Origin of the sequence: Fructilactobacillus cliffordii (assembly GCF_024029355.1) — a bacterium.
Taxonomy (GTDB): Bacteria; Bacillota; Bacilli; order Lactobacillales; family Lactobacillaceae; genus Fructilactobacillus; species Fructilactobacillus cliffordii.
On the sequence record NZ_CP097117.1, the window covers coordinates 1189954 to 1205679 of the forward strand.

Sequence of the window (15726 nt, forward strand, 5' to 3'; positions counted from 1 at the left end):
ATGAAACCAGACGAAAATAAGAATGAGATGCACGGCATGCCCATGGATCATGATTCGATGAACATGAAGGGCATGGATATGAAATCTGATGGAAAAGACATGCACGGCATGCAGATGAACTACGGTTCCATGAACATGGGGGGCATGAACATGAGTCACGGCTCGATGGAAATGGACATGGGTGGCGGCCACATGATGAACATGGGGAACTTTAAGCGTCGCTTTTGGATTTCACTAATCCTAGCGATTCCGATTCTTTTATTATCTCCCTTCATGGGAATTGTTCTACCCTTCCAAATTACGTTCCCCGGCTCCAACTGGGTCGTCATGATTTTATCAACGATTCTGTTCTTCTACGGAGGAGAACCATTCTTCTCCGGAGCTAAAGGGGAATTAAAGTCCCATGCCCCCGCCATGATGACGTTGATTACGATGGGAATTTCCGTGGCATACCTCTACAGTCTCTATTCCTTCGTGATTAAGACTTTTATCAATCCCAATGCACACGTGATGGACTTTTTCTGGGAACTAGCCAGTTTAATTGTCATCATGTTACTAGGCCATTGGATTGAAATGAGTGCGGTGATGAACGCTGGAAACGCTTTGCAAAAGATGGCGGCGTTACTGCCGGATTCCGCACACTTAGTAACAGCAGAAGGTCAAACTAAGGACGTTCCTGTAGGGCAACTACAAAAGAAACAAATTGTAGTCGTGCAACCCGGAGAAAAGATTCCTACTGATGGAGTGGTCGTTTCGGGAGCCAGTGATGTGAACGAAGCGTTAGTGACCGGGGAAGCCAAGGCCGTAGCTAAAAACAAAGGCAGCAAGGTGATTGGTGGTTCCGTCAATGGTGACGGTAGTTTACGAGTAAAGGTAACGGCCACGAGTAGTGACGGTTATCTGTCCCAGGTAATTAACCTGGTCCAACAAGCCCAAAAGGAAAAATCCAAGGCCGAAACGTTAGCCAACAAGGTAGCTCGGTGGTTATTCTATGCCGCCCTCAGCATTGGGATTTTAGCCCTGGTAATTTGGACCATCATTAGCGGTTTTAGTGTCGGACTCCAACGGATGGTGACGGTTTTAGTGATTGCTTGTCCGCATGCCTTAGGACTGGCGGTGCCGTTGGTAATTGCCCGGAGTACGTCGATTGCCGCCCAAAACGGATTATTGATTAGAAACCGGCAGGCAATTGAAGAGGTTAACAAACTCGACTACGTCTTCATGGATAAAACGGGAACCTTGACGCAAGGGGTCTTTCAGTTAAATGACTTGGTTAGTACCAGTGACCTTTCCAAAACAGACCTGTTAAATCTGTTTGCCGACGTGCAGGCTAACTCAAGCCACCCGTTGGCCGTAGGCGTGGTGAATGAAGCCAAAAAGCAAGGTCTAACGATTGATCCAGCCACGGACATGCAGGCCATTCAAGGGGTCGGAGTTACCGGAACCGTCAATGGCAAGTTTTACCAAATCGTATCCGCTAAGTACTTGGATCAACACCAGATTGCTTACGATCACGATCAGTTTGCCAAACTAGCCGGCGCTGGGAACTCGATTAGCTACCTGGTTCAGGATGGAAACGTGCTCGGTTTGACGGCCCAAGGCGATGTCCTTCGTCCCGAATCCAAGCGATTGATTAGTCAGTTACAACGGATGCACATCAAACCAGTGATGTTAACGGGTGATAACGACCTTTCAGCCAAACGAGTGGCGCACGAACTTGGCGACATTGAGTACCACGCTGAACTCCTTCCGGCTGACAAGGAAAAGGTCGTAGCAAAGACGGAAGCCGCTGGCAACCACGTGATGATGGTAGGGGATGGAATCAACGATGCTCCGAGCTTGTCGCGAGCTAACATCGGGGTCGCCATTGGGGCCGGAACCGACGTGGCAATTGACTCTGCTGACGTGGTCTTGGTGCGCAGTGACCCAGAAGATATCATTAACTTCTTGAACTTAGCGAAGGCTACCAACCGCAAGATGGTGGAAAATCTCTGGTGGGGAGCTGGCTACAACATCATTGCGATGCCACTGGCTGCCGGAATTTTAGCTCCAATTGGGATTATTCTTTCTCCAGCAGTGGGAGCCATTATCATGTCACTATCAACGGTGATTGTGGCGGTCAATGCGTTAACGTTACACTTGAAAAAAGAAGATTAGTAAATAAAAAACAGGTGTCCTTCCATTGGAAGGACACCTGTTTTTAGTTAAAACTATTCAGTTTCAGTATCTTTGTGTTTGATTGCGACGTTCTTTAAATCGAGGTCGCCACCGTCGGTATTAATTTCACTGTAATCAATCTTGGCGTTCTTAATTTGGACGTCACCGGAGCTACTGTCGATTTTAACCCGGTGGTAGTTAGCTTGTTTCTTGCTGTCCATGGTGACATCTCCGGAACCGCTATTAAAGATTAGGTTTTTGGCGGCTAAATCATGGGTCTCAATCTCACCACTTCCAGAATTAACCTTGACCTGATTGAGGTTGGTTTGGGATAAAGCTACGTCACCGGAGCTACTGTCAATTTTAACTGGTTTGACGGTATCCACTTTGTGTAACGTTACATCGCCACTACCAGATTTAATTGCAAGTTCAGTGGGGTTAGAGCTCAGCAAACGAACATCTCCACTGGCAGACTTAATGTCCGTTTTCCCCAGTTGGCTGTCGTTGCTAGTCACGTCTCCATTAGCGGTATTAATCGTGGTTTGGTTTAACTTTGCCTTATTTAATGTTACATTTCCTCCGTTACTGTTAATCTGGAGATTTTTAACTTTAGCAGATGTGTTGTAGGTAACGTCACTGGCATTAATTTTGACAGTGTTAGGATTTGTGATCTTCGGAATTGTGACCACGACTTTGGTTTTCAGTTTGTGATTGTGCTTTAATTGCTCCCACAGTTGCTGATCCTTAAACGTGACGTCAATGTGATCACCGTTCTTGATTACGTTTGGTTTTTGTTTGCCATCAAAGTTGGATGTAACGGTAAATTCGTTCCCCGTTTTGACGGTCACTTGAGCGGGAACGTTGATTTTTAGTGTGTCTAATTGGGCGGTGTTTTTCACTTTTTGCGTTGGTTGGGTGGCGGCTAATGATTGGTTTGGCGTGGTAACGGTCGCAAAGGTACCCACAGCGAGACTTGCAACGGCCAGACCCATGATTTTTTTAAACATGGAAAACTTCCTTTCTCGGCTTTCCTTTAAATTTAGCACGCTTTTTTTTACTTCACAAGCAAGAAATGATGGGGAAGTCTTTTATTTCCGCCCGGCTTTTTCTATACTGGTACGAGAAACCCAAAACATGGGTCTTCAATCATAAAAAAACAAAAGGAGAAATGGCATGGCAAAAAGAAACAATGGCGTGGAAAAAATGAAACGCTTCAGATTTTCTGATCTGGTACGAGGAACGTATTCACCCATGATGCGGTTTTCCCTGTTATCAGTTTCTCTGGTGCTAGCAAGCGCCCTCTCAGTGTCAGCTGCGGTGCCACAGTGGCAGAAAGCCTTTCCAGGTCATTCATATTCTGCAATTGAGATTATTGCAACGATGCCCGCGTTAGCGGTAATTATTATGTTGCTCTTGAGTAATTGGGTGGCCAAGTACATGAAGCCGAAACGAACTGTGATTGTGGGTCTAATGATTAGTGGATTATTTGGGATGATTCCGCTAGTTGCCACGAATTACTACGTGGTGTTATTGTCCCGGTTCTGTTTTGGAATTGGATTAGGGTTAATTAACGGCTTAGCCGTAAGTTTAATCGGAACCTTCTTTGAAGGGAAGCTCAAGAATCGTCTGATGGGTTATCGGAGTGGGTTTGAAATGTTAGGGAATGCCATTTGTTCCTACATTGCCGGAGCCCTGTTGGTAGACTATGGTTGGCACAGCTCCTTTTTGGTGTATGCCATTGCCTTTCCGGTTGCAATTCTCTTCTACTACTTTGTGCCTGAACCAAAGGAAGAACCCAAAATGGAAGTCGACAAGCGATCTCCACGGTTGAATCCAGACGTCATCTTTTGGACGATGCTCTTGGCCGCTTACCAGGTCACGTACGTGGGAGCTACGGTGCGCTTATCTTCCTTTATTGAACACGCTAACTTAGGGACGATTGCTCAATCGGCAATGATTATTAGTATTGCACCGTTCTTTGGCTTGATGGGGGGAATCTTGTTCGGGAATGCATTGGCGACCTTCCGGAAATTTATGCTTCCACTGGCCCTGATTGCGACGGGGCTTAGCCAGTTAGTCGTGGGAATGGCACACGGATTTTTTACGGCCGCTCTAGGAATGTTTTTAATTACCATGTTAGACACAATGGTAGTAACGTACATTTTGAACGTAGCTTCTGAGATCTCACCGAAGGGAACGTTGAACGTTACGACCTCGATTCTCTTAATCGGAAGTAACATCGGGATTTTCTTAGCTCCCATCGTGCTCGGTGGAATTAACCAAGTCTTTAGTTCTGATAGCCCACGTTTAGCTTTCTGGGTTTCCGGAATTGCTTTGCTCGTGATGGGAGCCATCGGAATCTACGACTTACTCTTCATTCGCCACAAACTATTCCGTTAATTAAAACTCATTAATTTCCCATGGCCAGCTGGTGATGGGAAATTTTTTCATTTGCAAGAAAAGCGAGGCTGAACATGCAAGCTCAATTTCAAAATCAAACGGAGCAACCCCTCTCCGTAAAAAAAGTCTTGACCAACGCGGGGGTGAGTAAACGGCTCTATCAGGCGACTAAGCGTCAACAGGACAGTTTTGCAGTTGCGAAAACAGTGATTGCGCCGACCCGCTTAATTGCCCCAGGGGAAACCCTGACCGTGACATTTCCTCCAGAAACCAGCGATCCAGAGGTACCCGTTAGTAATGAACCACTGGCAATCATTTTTGAAGATGATAACTGGCTGGTGATTAACAAACCGGCGGGTCTCACTAGCGTGCCTGGTCCCAGTAACCGAAATGATACCCTGGTGAATCGGGTTAAGGGCCACCTCGAACGAGCGGGGGCGACTGACTTACGTCCCCACGTGATTACCCGTCTTGACCGCTTTACCAGTGGAGTGGTACTGGTGGCTAAAAACCGGATGGCAACCGGATTTGCCAATCAAATGTTAGCTCGGCACCAGCTTCAAAAGGAATACCAAGCGGTTGTAGTAGGACACCTTGACCAGGAACATGGCCTAATCGACCTGCCAATTGGCCAGGTTGGAACGGAATTTGCCCGGCAAGTAATATCTGCGGGACAAAGCGCGCAGACGGAGTACTGGGTGGAACGAAAACTTCCGGAAGCCACTCGATTGCGAGTGCACCTTCATACCGGACGGACCCACCAGATCCGGGTTCACTTTAATCACCTAGGGCATCCCTTGCTGGGGGATCAGCTCTACGGCGGGCCTTTAGACCAAGGAATTACGCGACAGGCGTTACACGCCAGCCAACTAACCTTTTCTGATCCCTTTAGTCAGCAACTTTTTGAATTTAAAGCGCCGTTGCCGGCTGATATGCTAAAATATGAATGAGAATAAAGGAGGATTGACCGTGGAAGATGGAATCAAGCTCGGGGGAGCGGCATTTGCTAACTTAATGTTTACGCTCAAGACCCCGGTTACCCAAAAGAACCACAAGGATTATAAGTTCATGAAGTATGAAATGACTGAAATTGCCCCAGACATCTGGGCGATGCCGGTATACATGCAGGATGACGATGATTTTTCGTTATTCTTCATTGTGACGAAAATTGAGACTGGGGAAACTGTGATGGCATTTGCCACTGGTTCTGAAGATGACAAGGGAGAATTTGCTCTTAGTCAACCGATGAACACGGGGGTCGGGTTAAACCAACTAAACGAACATGACCACGATCGGGCCGAAAACGTCCTTCATTTCTTAAATCAGATTTCGAAAGCCAACGAAGGTGATTGGCGGATGGTTCAAGCCTAATGACGCAAAGGAGCGAGACAAATGGCACAAATTTATTTAGCAAGTCCCTTTTTTAGTGATGAACAAGTTGCTCGAATTGAAAAGATTGAGGCTGCTTTAACGCAAAATCCGACGGTGAAGGACTTCTTTTCACCCCGAAAAAATGAAGATACGGACCAAGAAGCATATACGAAACCGTGGGCCACGGCCATTTACCAGATCGACGTGGCTAACATTGAGGCCGCAGAGGTGATGGTTGCGATTATTGATTTTGAAGGGGAATACGTTGATAGTGGGACGGCCTTTGAAATTGGTTATGCCGTGCAAAAAGGCATGCCGGTTATCGTTTTTCATGAAAAAACGGGAACGGTGAATCTGATGATTGGGGAAAGTCTCCACGCCTACCTAAAGACGCCCGACGAAGTGGCTCAGTATGACTTCCACAGGATGCCAACCATTGAATATGACGGAAAATTTATTTAATCAATCAACTTAAAAATTAACTATTTTAATCAACTGAAGTCGAATGATGAAGGAGACTTTTGATGCACGAACACGAAGAACAATTAACGGGACGCCGTTTTTTGGCGGTGACGTTGCTAAATGCGACGATTACGTTGTTGGAATTTCTGGGGGGATTACTGTCCGGGAGTTTATCGTTATTGTCGGATGCGGCACATAACTTGGGCGATTCACTTTCGATTATCTTTAGTTACGGGGCTCACGTTCTGAGTAAGCGCAAGCAGACCCGGGTCAATACCTATGGGTTTAAGCGCGCTGAAATTCTCTCGGCCTTGTTTAATTCATTATTTTTGGTAATCCTGTCGGTGCTCTTGCTGGTTGAGGCGGGAACTAGACTTTTCCATCCGGAAAAAATTGCCAGTGGCGTGATGATTTGGGTGGCGGTGATTAGTGCAGCTGCCAACCTACTCTCAACGGTGTTATTGAACCGGGGTGCTCAGCACAATCTGAACTTGAAGGCGACTTATTTGCACTTACTGAGTGATGCCTTGGCGTCCGTCGGCATTATTATCGGTGGCTTGGTCATCATGGTGACCGGTTGGTACTGGATTGATCCTCTTATTACAATCTTAGTAGCGGTGTACATTATCTATGAAAGTTGGCCGGTGATTAAAAAGACGGTGCAAATTTTAATGGAATGTGCTCCCCAATTGGATTATACGGGGATTAACCGGGATCTGCTGGCGATTAACGGCGTCAAAAAGGTTCACCACGTGCACGCTCTGATGGTGGACGAAAATAGCATTGTATTTTCGGCCCACGTCAATATGAACAACATGGATCTGAATGAGGTACAGGCGATTTACGCGCAGATTAATCAGATTTTAAAAACTAAATACCACGTTGATCACGTGACGATTCAACCAGAAACCACCCATGGCGCGGATGAATCCTTCTTTTACGATCGTGGTTATGACATTTAAACAGCGGGCTCTGGCGGGGTCGGCTGTTTTTTGTAACCGGAATTTAACGTTAGTGCAATCGCTTTCATGTTATGCTAAACCGTACGGAAAAAAAGAAAGTGGGTTTTAGCTAATGGAAACAAGTGAAACGCTGCAAGCGCAACCGTTATTTTTAACTCCGGTTTTACAACCGAAGATTTGGGGTGGCGATGCTTTACATAAATATTATCCGGATTTACCGACAGCAGGCATGGGGGAATCTTGGGCAGCCTCTACATATGGTCAGTTTCAATCCAAGGTGGCAACGGGACCTTGTGCTGGACAGACGTTGCAAACTGTGTGGGACGAACACCCAGAACTATTTGCACATCCAGCGGGAGCAGAGTTTCCGCTGCTGGTTAAATTGCTGGACGCTCACGAAAACTTGTCGATTCAGGTGCACCCTGACGACCAAACAGCCCGCTCTTTATTTCACGAACCAAACGGAAAGACAGAATGCTGGTACATCTTAGACGTGCAACCGGGTGCGCGGGCTTATTACGGGCATCGGGCGCAAACCCAGGCGGAGCTGGAGCAAGCAATTGCAGAACACCGCTTGGATGACTACTTGGTTACTCGTCCGGTTCACCCGGGAGAAATTATTTACGTTCCGGGGGGAACCTTGCATGCCCTCGGGGCCGGTATCGTAGCGCTTGAGGTGGAACAAAACTCCGATAATACGCTTCGTTTTTATGACTTTGACCGAGTCGACAAACGGACCGGGGAAAAACGGCCATTGCAGATTGAGGAAGCGTTAGCAACCACTCGGTTTCCGACCCAAGCACCAGCATCGGAGACCACGACTCCTCGTTCTGATCCGCAGCAACCGGGCCGAACGGAGATCTTGCGTTCGCAGTATTTCCAAGTGGCTGAACTGGATATTGATCAGCAATTAGCACTACAACCACAGACCCAGTGGTCGATTAACGTAGTGATTGCAGGACAGGGTCACCTAACCGTGGGTGATCAAGTTTACCCAATTCACATCGGGCAGACGTTTGTCTTGCCGGTTGGGCTCCCAGCCGCCCAACTCACAGGCAGTCTAAAAATCGTTCAAGCAACCGTTTAAAGCTGACCAAAACAAAAAAGCAATCTCAAACCGAGATTGCTTTTTTTAATTGGAACCTTATAGCGTAGCAAATGGATCGAGCTTGTTAGTTTCTTCCACGTACCATTCACGCCAGTCCGTGGTCGGGTTCCCGTTGTCAAAGAAGGTTTGGGGTAACTGACTCAGGAGCTTGTGGTAATCATCGCGGTTAAACCTAGCGGAAAAGGCACAAATCTCCTCGGGAACTTGATTACTAACGTCCATGATGGTCCGGTTAATGTCAGCAATGACGTGGTTAAAGTCAAAGGAAGCCATTACATCTAGTTCTTCGTTGGTTAATAATGAAAAGTAAAAGGGAACAAAATCATTGAGGGCCTTGGCTTTCGCCGTGTCACTCAATTCAGAAAATGATAAATTATCGCTCATGCTAATCCTCCTGTGCTATACGCGCGTAGTATCGTTCCTTATTATAACGATAACCAGGAAATCCGTAAAATCATTTTCCGCTGCTAGTTTTAAAATCTAGCTAAATATAGTAGAGTAAGCAGGGAAGGAAAGCGATACAAGTAAAAGTGGTGAGTGTGATGGGCAAGCATGAAAATCGTTCGAAAAAAAAGCAGGCCTACAGCAATAAGGTAGTCCAAACCTGCTTACTAGCCGGCAAAATTTTAATTGAAAACGGCTCCGAATTAAATCGAGTTTCCGATACGATTAAACGAATTGCTGACAACGCAGGGTTAAAAGACTTAAACGCCTACGTTACCATCACAGGACTCATGATTTCTGCAAACGATGAAGCGGGGGCCCAGATTAAAGAAATTGAAAAACGAGACTTTGATTTGCGCCGGATTGCGGCCGTCAACAAGCTGTCCCGTCGATTTGCAGAAAAAAAGCTGACCATTAACCAGTTTTACCGCTTGTTACTAAAGGTGGAACATATCGGTCTATACTATCCGTTTTGGCTATTGATGGTCGCGGCGGCAGTGCTCTCGGGAGCCATCACAGTGGTCTTTAACAACGATATTCCCGATTTTTTCATTACTAGCTTGGTGGGAATGTTTGGCTGGCTCATCTTTCGGGAGGTTAGCACCCGGGTGCACGCGAGTTTCATTAGTGAGTTCGTAGCCGCTATGTCAATTGGTGCGATGGCCATTTACGCGGTGAAATTCGGTCTCGGACAGAGTGTTGATAACATCATCATTGGAGCGGTTATGCCACTAGTTCCCGGCGTGCCGATTACGAATGCCGTGCGGGATTTGATTTCTGGAAACTTGATTAGTGGGCCAGCTCGAGGAATTGAAGCTTTAATTTGCGCTTGTGCCCTCGGGTTTGGCGTGTCGTTAGCACTAATTTGGTTAGGGTAGGTGAATTAAAATGCTCCATTTTTTCATTGTAATCGTGGGCGTTTACATTGCCACCATTGGCTTTGCCTTGTTAATCAACGTTTCACCGCGGGCGCTCAACCTTGGTGGGGTGGTTGCGGTATCCGGGTACCTCGTTTATCTAGCTTATTCCACCTTTGTTGGTGGTTACGTGGGTGGAAACGTTTTTGGGGCCTTTTCCATCGGGATTTTTGGAATGATGGCCGCTCGGTACAAAAAAATGCCGGTGATTGTGTTCAATACCCCCGCGTTAGTGCCGCTAGTTCCCGGCGGCCAGGCCTATCAGGTTATGAAATACGTCGCGATGAATCAGCCCCACATGGCTTTTTACTATTTAACTCAAGTGGTGATGATTGCGGGTTCGATTGCGATGGGATTTTTGCTTTCTGAACTTTTTATTCAACTATTTTATTACACCAGACGTCAGATACTAAGAAAGCTGGACCACATGTGAGTGGTTCAGCTTTTTTAATTGTTATTTTATTTTTAAAGGTGAAATTCGATGCCGAGCCAGAAACTGGTTAGCAGAATCACGAGCACCAGGCTGGTAATCACCATGTATAAAGAATCATGTTCGCGGTAAAACGAGTAAATCGAAACGACCACCCGGAGCACCGGCGTGAGAATGAGGGCAAAAATCCCAGTCATCATCACGGCGTACGGTTTCCCGGTCACCAGTCCTTGCAATAATTCGAAGAAGTTCTTGACGTGGTAGTGGGTGGCGACGCCTAGACTGCCGCTCATTAGGTAGAGCAGGAGACCGATAATCATAATGGTGGCGGCCACAATTACTCCCCAACGGAGGATTTTTCCGATGGTTTGTTCAACGGCTTGCATTTCGTTAGTAGCAGGTTTGCTGGTTTTCATTAGATGGTCACCCCAAATCCTTTAAGAATCATTTGTAATCCGAGGTACAAGAGAATCGGAATGAAGATAATCCGCATCAAGCGGGTTGGCATAATTTGCATGACCCGGGAACCGATGGCCGCCCCGACGATGATTCCCAGGGCAAGAGGTACTGCAATCTGGGGCAGAATTGAACCGTTGAAGAAGTAGATGGTAGCACTGGCGGCTGCCGTGACTCCCATCATCAGGTTACTGGTTGAACTGGACGGCTTGAGCGGCATCTTCATGAAGGTATCCATGGCGATGACTTTAAAAGCCCCCGAACCGATGCCGAGTAATCCGCTGGCAACGCCTGCCCCAAACATAATTCCAAAGCCGGTCGGGACGTTCGTGACCCCATAGTCAATTTCTTTGTGAAGGTTTTTATCGTAGTACGAACCATTGAGTCGGAGGTCCTTAGCAATCTTGTCATCGGTATGGGTGATTTGATCACTATTTTTTCCCCACAGTTTGCGGACCATGTTGGCTCCAGAAAAGAACAACAGGAAACCGAACAGAATGTAGAGAAAAATGGGATTCAACACACCGGTTAAGAGCGCTCCCACGATGGCCCCGACTGACGTGGCAATTTCCAAAAACATGGCCACCCGAAGGTTTAAGACGTTATCGCGCAGATAGGCAATCGTCGCCCCGGAACTGGTGGCAATCACCGCAATCAGGCTCGCCCCAATCGCATACTTGATGTCTAGTCCCATTCCGAGGGTTAGAACGGGGGTGATAATCATCCCACCTCCGATTCCAAGGATGGCGCCGAGGATGCCGACTAAGACGCCGACGCCTAGCATGATCACAATACTATTGAGCATGGTAATTCTCCTTTAGCATAAATATAATTTATTGTAACGCAAAAAACGTTTCGCCGCAGAGGACTTGGGTTCAATTCTGGGTTAGCTAGTGGAATATGCTATACTAGCACTACTGAATTAATGCGGAGGGAAAGAGAAAAATGATAATTAAAAGAGATCCAAGTCGTCCCTATAAGCTGGTGATTTCAGGGTTAATTACCCTGATCTTAGCAATTGCGATCAAGCTTAACTGGGGCTTTATTAACTTTTTAGATACGATTGGAGTGGGCGTGGTCCAACACTGGAGCTCGAACTTTTGGACGAGTTTCTTTACAATCGTGAGTTTCATTGCCAGTCCTAAGATGGACGTGGTGTGGATGATTCTGTTGGCCTTTATTCTCTGGGGCTGCCGGGCACGAATTCCGGCGTTGTTCTCGCTGTGTTTGTTAGTCGGAGGAGACGCACTGGGCTTTATCGTAAAGCACTTGGTGGGTCGTGCTCGTCCGGCCTTACATTTAGCCAAGGACACAGGCTACAGCTTCCCAAGTGGGCACGTCTTAGGAACAATGCTGGTCTTAAGCATCATCTGGATTATTTTAGTGCCCATGATTAACGAGAAAAATAGTATGTGGATCGTGCGGACTATCTTAGTAATTTGGTTAATCCTGGTTATGATTTCCCGGGTTTATCTGAACGCACACTTCCCTACTGATGTGGTGGGTGCGGCTACTTTGGCCTACTTCTGGCTACAAATTGCAGAATACCTGTACGTTCGGTATGCGCCCCGCTTAGCGCAAGCAAAATTTTTTCAGCGTAGTAATTATTAATCATTAAAATGAATCCCCTTAGTTAGCTCATCATTCTAGTTAACTGAGGGGATTTTTTTAGTCCAACTGCTCTCTTTGTGAGATGACGTATTTGAGAAAGTGGGTGCTGGCGAGGGAGAGTCCCGCCGGATTTTGGTAGGCAATGTCAATGTCTTGCGCCACCTCTGGCTCCGTGTGGGCCGTCTTAATGTTGAAATCAGAGTTTCCAACCATTAACTCGGAAACGAGACTCACTCCCAGACCGGCTTCTACCATCGCCATCACGGTGTAATCGTCTTGAATCTGGTCCTTAATCTCCGGATTAATGCCGATTTTTTCAAACGCGGCCCGGACGTCACTGTGTGAGCCCTCGGGAATTAAGATGATGTTGTTTGAATGGGCTTTGAGGTCAGCGAGGCTGACCACTTCCTGATCAGCCAGGGGATGATCCGGATCCATAACCGCGACCAACCGCTCCCGTTTGAGCGGAGTGGTGAACAGTCCCTGAGTGAGAGTTTGCTTGATAAAGCCAAGATCGACCTTCCCGCGCTTGATGTCTGCAAGGATTTCATCGTAATCGCCCTGCTGATACAGGGTGAAATGCACGTGAGGATGTTGAGCTTCAAACCCCTTAATCAATCCCGGGAGCCAGTACCGCGAAGTACTGTTACTGGCCCCAATGCGGACGGTTCCCGTTTCTAAGCCGTTGATTTGGTCGGCGATTGTGTGGGTGGTTTCATACTGGCGTAACAGTTGCTGGAATTCGGGGTACAGTTTTTGGCCCGCGGGCGTCAACTTGATGCCCCGCCGGGAACGTTGCAACAGGCGCACGTTAAATTCGGTCTCTAGACTTGCCACGGTTTGACTGACGGATGACTGGGTGTAGCCCAGCTCGTGGGCGGCGCGCGTGAAACTCCCGGTTTCGATAATCTTTTGGAAGACGGCAAAGCGATTCATTATATCAGTTCTCCTAATGTTTCTATTAAAAAGATTAATTTTACTTATTTAAGTCTAGCCGGTAAGATAAGAAACATCAATTAAAACTTAGATAGCGACGAAAGGAGCAAGCCATGCGAAATCGGATTTTTAAACAAGAATCAGTTACTAATTACATGAAGGCCGATGCTCGGTTAAAACGGACGCTCGGCGCATGGGACCTGGTCGCGCTGGGCATTGGGGCCGTGATTGGAACCGGAATCTTTATTTTGCCAGGCCACGAAGCGGCGCAACACGCCGGCCCGGCGGTAGCAATTGCCTTTTTACTGGCAGCCTTATTGTCGGGAGTCGTGGGCATGGCATATGCCGAATTTTCCTCCGCCATGCCGATTGCGGGGTCAGCCTACTCGTTTGGAACGGTGGTTTACGGTGAAATCGTCGGTTGGATTATCGGTTGGGCGCTAATCTTGGAGTACTTCTTGGCGGTTTCTGCCGAAGCGACTGGGTTTGCCGCCTACTTTAACAATAACCTGTTGGCGCCCCTCGGGGTGAAATTACCCACCGCATTGCAGGCTGGTCCACTCGAAGGAGGAATGGTGAACGTGACTGCTGTCCTGATTATTTTGGTGATTGCCTTGATTATCGCGAAGGGCGCAGACCTCTCGAAGAAGGTTGAAAACACCGCTGTGGTGGTAAAAGTGGCCATTATTATTATTTTCATTGGGATCGGGGTCTTTTACATTAAGTCCGGTAACTACGTGCCGTTTTATCCCAAGCAATTTCGCGGAGCACCCTTCGGACTTGGGGGAATTTCAACTGCGGCTGCCACCGTCTTCTTTGCCTTCATCGGGTTTGACGCGTTGGCTGCCAACTCGGCGGAAACGATTAACCCGAAACGCAACGTGGTGCGCGGGATTTTGGGGACCGTGTTAATTGCAGTAGTCCTTTACGTGGCCTTTTCGTTGGTCTTGGTTGGAATGGTGCACTATACGCAACTAAACGTTGACGATCCGGCTGCTTATGCGCTACACGTTGTTCACCTAGATGGTTGGAACAAGTTGATCACAATTGGAGCGTTGTTTGGAATCTTTACCGCCATGGTAACCATGTTCTTCGGGGGCTCTCGGTTGGTCTATGCGCTGGGTCGTGATGGCCTGCTTTCGAAGAAAATGGGGCAGGTGGATGAAAAGACCAAGGTGCCTCGGAATGCCGTGGTAATCGCGTTGGTCGTCCAAGCCTTCTTTGCCGGAGTAGTACCACTGGAACAACTGGCATCCTTGATTAACGCCGGAACGTTGCTGGCCTTTGCCTGCATCTCCTTTGGCATTATTCCGCTACGAAAGCGCAAAGACATCCCGAACGATGGGTTTAAGATGCCGTGGTACCCGGTCCTTCCAATTCTGGCCGGCTTGTGTAGCATCTATTTCATCATCATGCTACCTAATGCCACCAAGCTGGCGGTCGGATTGTGGATTGTGATTGGTTTAATCGTGTATTTTACCTATGGATTGTGGCATTCGAAGTTGCAACAACGAGATCAATCTGAATAAAGTGTTTAATTTAGCTAACCAAAAAACGCTCTTCCGCATTAAACCGGAAGAGCGTTTTTTGGTTTTAATTAATCTGCAATGCGAGCCCCGAGGGCATTTTGAAAGTGTTGCAAGGCAAATTCTTGGTTTTCAGGCGAAAAGCCGGCGGTTGCCTTAGGATGAATCACCAGTTGGTAACCCAGATTGTAGGCGCTGACCGCAGTGTGCAGCAGGCAGATGTCACTAGCAACTCCGGTTAAATGGAGTTCGGTGATGCCACGGGCCCGCAGCTGCAAGTCTAAATCGGTCCCAGCAAAGGAACTGTACCGCGTTTTGTCCATTTCCCACACGTTGGGGTCGGCTTGGTGTTCGTTGTACCAGGGTTGGAGCTGCCCGTAAAACTCCCGGCCCCAAGTATCTTTGAGGTTGTGAGGGGGAAAGAGCTTGGATTCTGGATGGTAGGGATCGTCTTGTTGGTGTAAATCAGTGGGGAGAATGACAACATCGCCTCTTTCAGCGAATTGATTGGCAAGATTGATAATTGTGGGTTCAGCCGCTTGCGCTGTTTTACCCAGGGTTAATGCTCCGTCATCTGCAACAAAATCGTTGGTATAGTCAATAATCAGTAAAGCCTGCTTGGTGGTCATCATAAACACTCCTTTAGCAATTTTGCTTTAGTATAACAGAGCCAGGACCCAGTTGATGTTAGGACGATTTGCAATTCCGCACAGAAACCCATATACTGGGAAGGAATTGAATAACTTAGAATCTAAGAAGAGGAGCAATTTTCATCAGTACAGCTAGGGAGGGGACCACTCCGAAGAAATAGTTGGAAAGGGAACGTTGCCGAAACTAGCCGGGTGGAACCGGGCTGGTTGGGCCTTGGTTGAAGAAATCAAGGACTGTCGCACTTGATGCGGAGCGCTTTAACGGACTAACCCGAATATCAAAGTGGGGACTCTTC

The 15726-nt window shown here is 47.4% G+C and carries 17 protein-coding genes and 1 riboswitch; of the genes, 11 read left to right on the forward strand and 6 right to left on the reverse strand.

Features of this window, described 5'->3' with window-relative positions; all coding sequences use genetic code 11:
- On the forward strand, positions 1-2157 hold the full coding sequence (locus M3M38_RS05835; protein ID WP_420842626.1) for a heavy metal translocating P-type ATPase: 2157 nt from the start codon (positions 1-3) through the stop codon (positions 2155-2157).
- A 53-nt stretch (positions 2158-2210) separates the two neighbouring features.
- Here M3M38_RS05835 and M3M38_RS05840 read toward each other — a convergent pair whose 3' ends face one another.
- Positions 2211-3164 (reverse strand): DUF4097 family beta strand repeat-containing protein, encoded by a 954-nt coding sequence (locus tag M3M38_RS05840; RefSeq protein WP_252813895.1) that lies wholly within the window; start codon positions 3162-3164, stop codon positions 2211-2213.
- Positions 3165-3330: 166 nt separating this feature from the next.
- On the opposite strand from M3M38_RS05840, the gene M3M38_RS05845 reads away from it, so the two are divergent.
- From M3M38_RS05845 to M3M38_RS05870, 6 genes are all read left to right on the forward strand, one after another.
- Positions 3331-4557, forward strand: a complete 1227-nt coding sequence (locus M3M38_RS05845) for an MFS transporter (RefSeq protein WP_252813896.1) — start codon at positions 3331-3333, stop codon at positions 4555-4557.
- A gap of 74 nt (positions 4558-4631) precedes the next feature.
- Positions 4632-5507 carry an RluA family pseudouridine synthase gene (locus tag M3M38_RS05850; RefSeq protein WP_252813897.1) on the forward strand — a complete coding sequence of 292 codons (876 nt, stop codon included), beginning with the start codon at positions 4632-4634 and terminating at the stop codon, positions 5505-5507.
- 19 nt (positions 5508-5526) lie between these two features.
- Positions 5527-5928, forward strand: coding sequence for a hypothetical protein (locus tag M3M38_RS05855; protein ID WP_252813898.1), 402 nt, complete (start codon positions 5527-5529; stop codon positions 5926-5928).
- Between the two features lie 21 nt (positions 5929-5949).
- Complete coding sequence (locus M3M38_RS05860) at positions 5950-6390, forward strand: nucleoside 2-deoxyribosyltransferase (protein WP_252813899.1); 441 nt, start codon at positions 5950-5952, stop codon at positions 6388-6390.
- 62 nt (positions 6391-6452) lie between these two features.
- Entirely contained in the window at positions 6453-7352 is a 900-nt protein-coding gene (locus tag M3M38_RS05865) for a cation diffusion facilitator family transporter (RefSeq protein WP_252813900.1), read from the forward strand.
- Positions 7353-7464: 112 nt separating this feature from the next.
- A complete protein-coding gene (locus tag M3M38_RS05870) occupies positions 7465-8439 on the forward strand; it encodes a type I phosphomannose isomerase catalytic subunit (protein WP_252813901.1) in 975 nt (324 codons plus the stop codon).
- 57 nt (positions 8440-8496) lie between these two features.
- On the opposite strand, the gene M3M38_RS05875 is transcribed toward M3M38_RS05870, so the two are convergent.
- Complete coding sequence (locus M3M38_RS05875) at positions 8497-8844, reverse strand: hypothetical protein (protein ID WP_252813902.1); 348 nt, start codon at positions 8842-8844, stop codon at positions 8497-8499.
- 158 nt (positions 8845-9002) lie between these two features.
- Here M3M38_RS05875 and M3M38_RS05880 point away from each other — a divergent pair, with 158 nt between their 5' ends.
- Complete coding sequence (locus tag M3M38_RS05880) at positions 9003-9782, forward strand: threonine/serine exporter family protein (RefSeq protein WP_252766832.1); 780 nt, start codon at positions 9003-9005, stop codon at positions 9780-9782.
- A gap of 10 nt (positions 9783-9792) precedes the next feature.
- A complete protein-coding gene (locus tag M3M38_RS05885) occupies positions 9793-10254 on the forward strand; it encodes a threonine/serine exporter family protein (protein ID WP_252766833.1) in 462 nt (153 codons plus the stop codon).
- 32 nt (positions 10255-10286) lie between these two features.
- Here M3M38_RS05885 and M3M38_RS05890 read toward each other — a convergent pair whose 3' ends face one another.
- Both M3M38_RS05890 and M3M38_RS05895 read right to left on the reverse strand, forming a co-directional pair.
- The gene (locus M3M38_RS05890) at positions 10287-10667 is read right to left on the reverse strand and encodes a DUF1634 domain-containing protein (RefSeq protein ID WP_252813903.1); all 381 of its coding nucleotides are present in this window, start codon (positions 10665-10667) and stop codon (positions 10287-10289) included.
- Entirely contained in the window at positions 10667-11512 is an 846-nt protein-coding gene (locus M3M38_RS05895) for a sulfite exporter TauE/SafE family protein (protein WP_252766835.1), read from the reverse strand. Before M3M38_RS05895 ends, M3M38_RS05890 begins: the two co-directional genes overlap by 1 nt.
- A gap of 140 nt (positions 11513-11652) precedes the next feature.
- Between M3M38_RS05895 and M3M38_RS05900 the strand changes: the two genes are divergently transcribed.
- Positions 11653-12318, forward strand: a complete 666-nt coding sequence (locus M3M38_RS05900) for a phosphatase PAP2 family protein (RefSeq protein WP_252813904.1) — start codon at positions 11653-11655, stop codon at positions 12316-12318.
- Positions 12319-12375: 57 nt separating this feature from the next.
- Here M3M38_RS05900 and M3M38_RS05905 read toward each other — a convergent pair whose 3' ends face one another.
- Positions 12376-13254 carry a LysR family transcriptional regulator gene (locus tag M3M38_RS05905; protein WP_252813905.1) on the reverse strand — a complete coding sequence of 293 codons (879 nt, stop codon included), beginning with the start codon at positions 13252-13254 and terminating at the stop codon, positions 12376-12378.
- A gap of 113 nt (positions 13255-13367) precedes the next feature.
- On the opposite strand from M3M38_RS05905, the gene M3M38_RS05910 reads away from it, so the two are divergent.
- Entirely contained in the window at positions 13368-14783 is a 1416-nt protein-coding gene (locus M3M38_RS05910; RefSeq protein WP_252813906.1) for an APC family permease, read from the forward strand.
- A gap of 68 nt (positions 14784-14851) precedes the next feature.
- Here the strand turns inward: M3M38_RS05910 and M3M38_RS05915 are convergent, their stop codons facing one another.
- Entirely contained in the window at positions 14852-15412 is a 561-nt protein-coding gene (locus M3M38_RS05915) for a cysteine hydrolase family protein (protein ID WP_252813907.1), read from the reverse strand.
- 116 nt (positions 15413-15528) lie between these two features.
- Positions 15529-15697, forward strand: a riboswitch (Lysine riboswitch).
- Positions 15698-15726 lie beyond the last annotated feature (29 nt).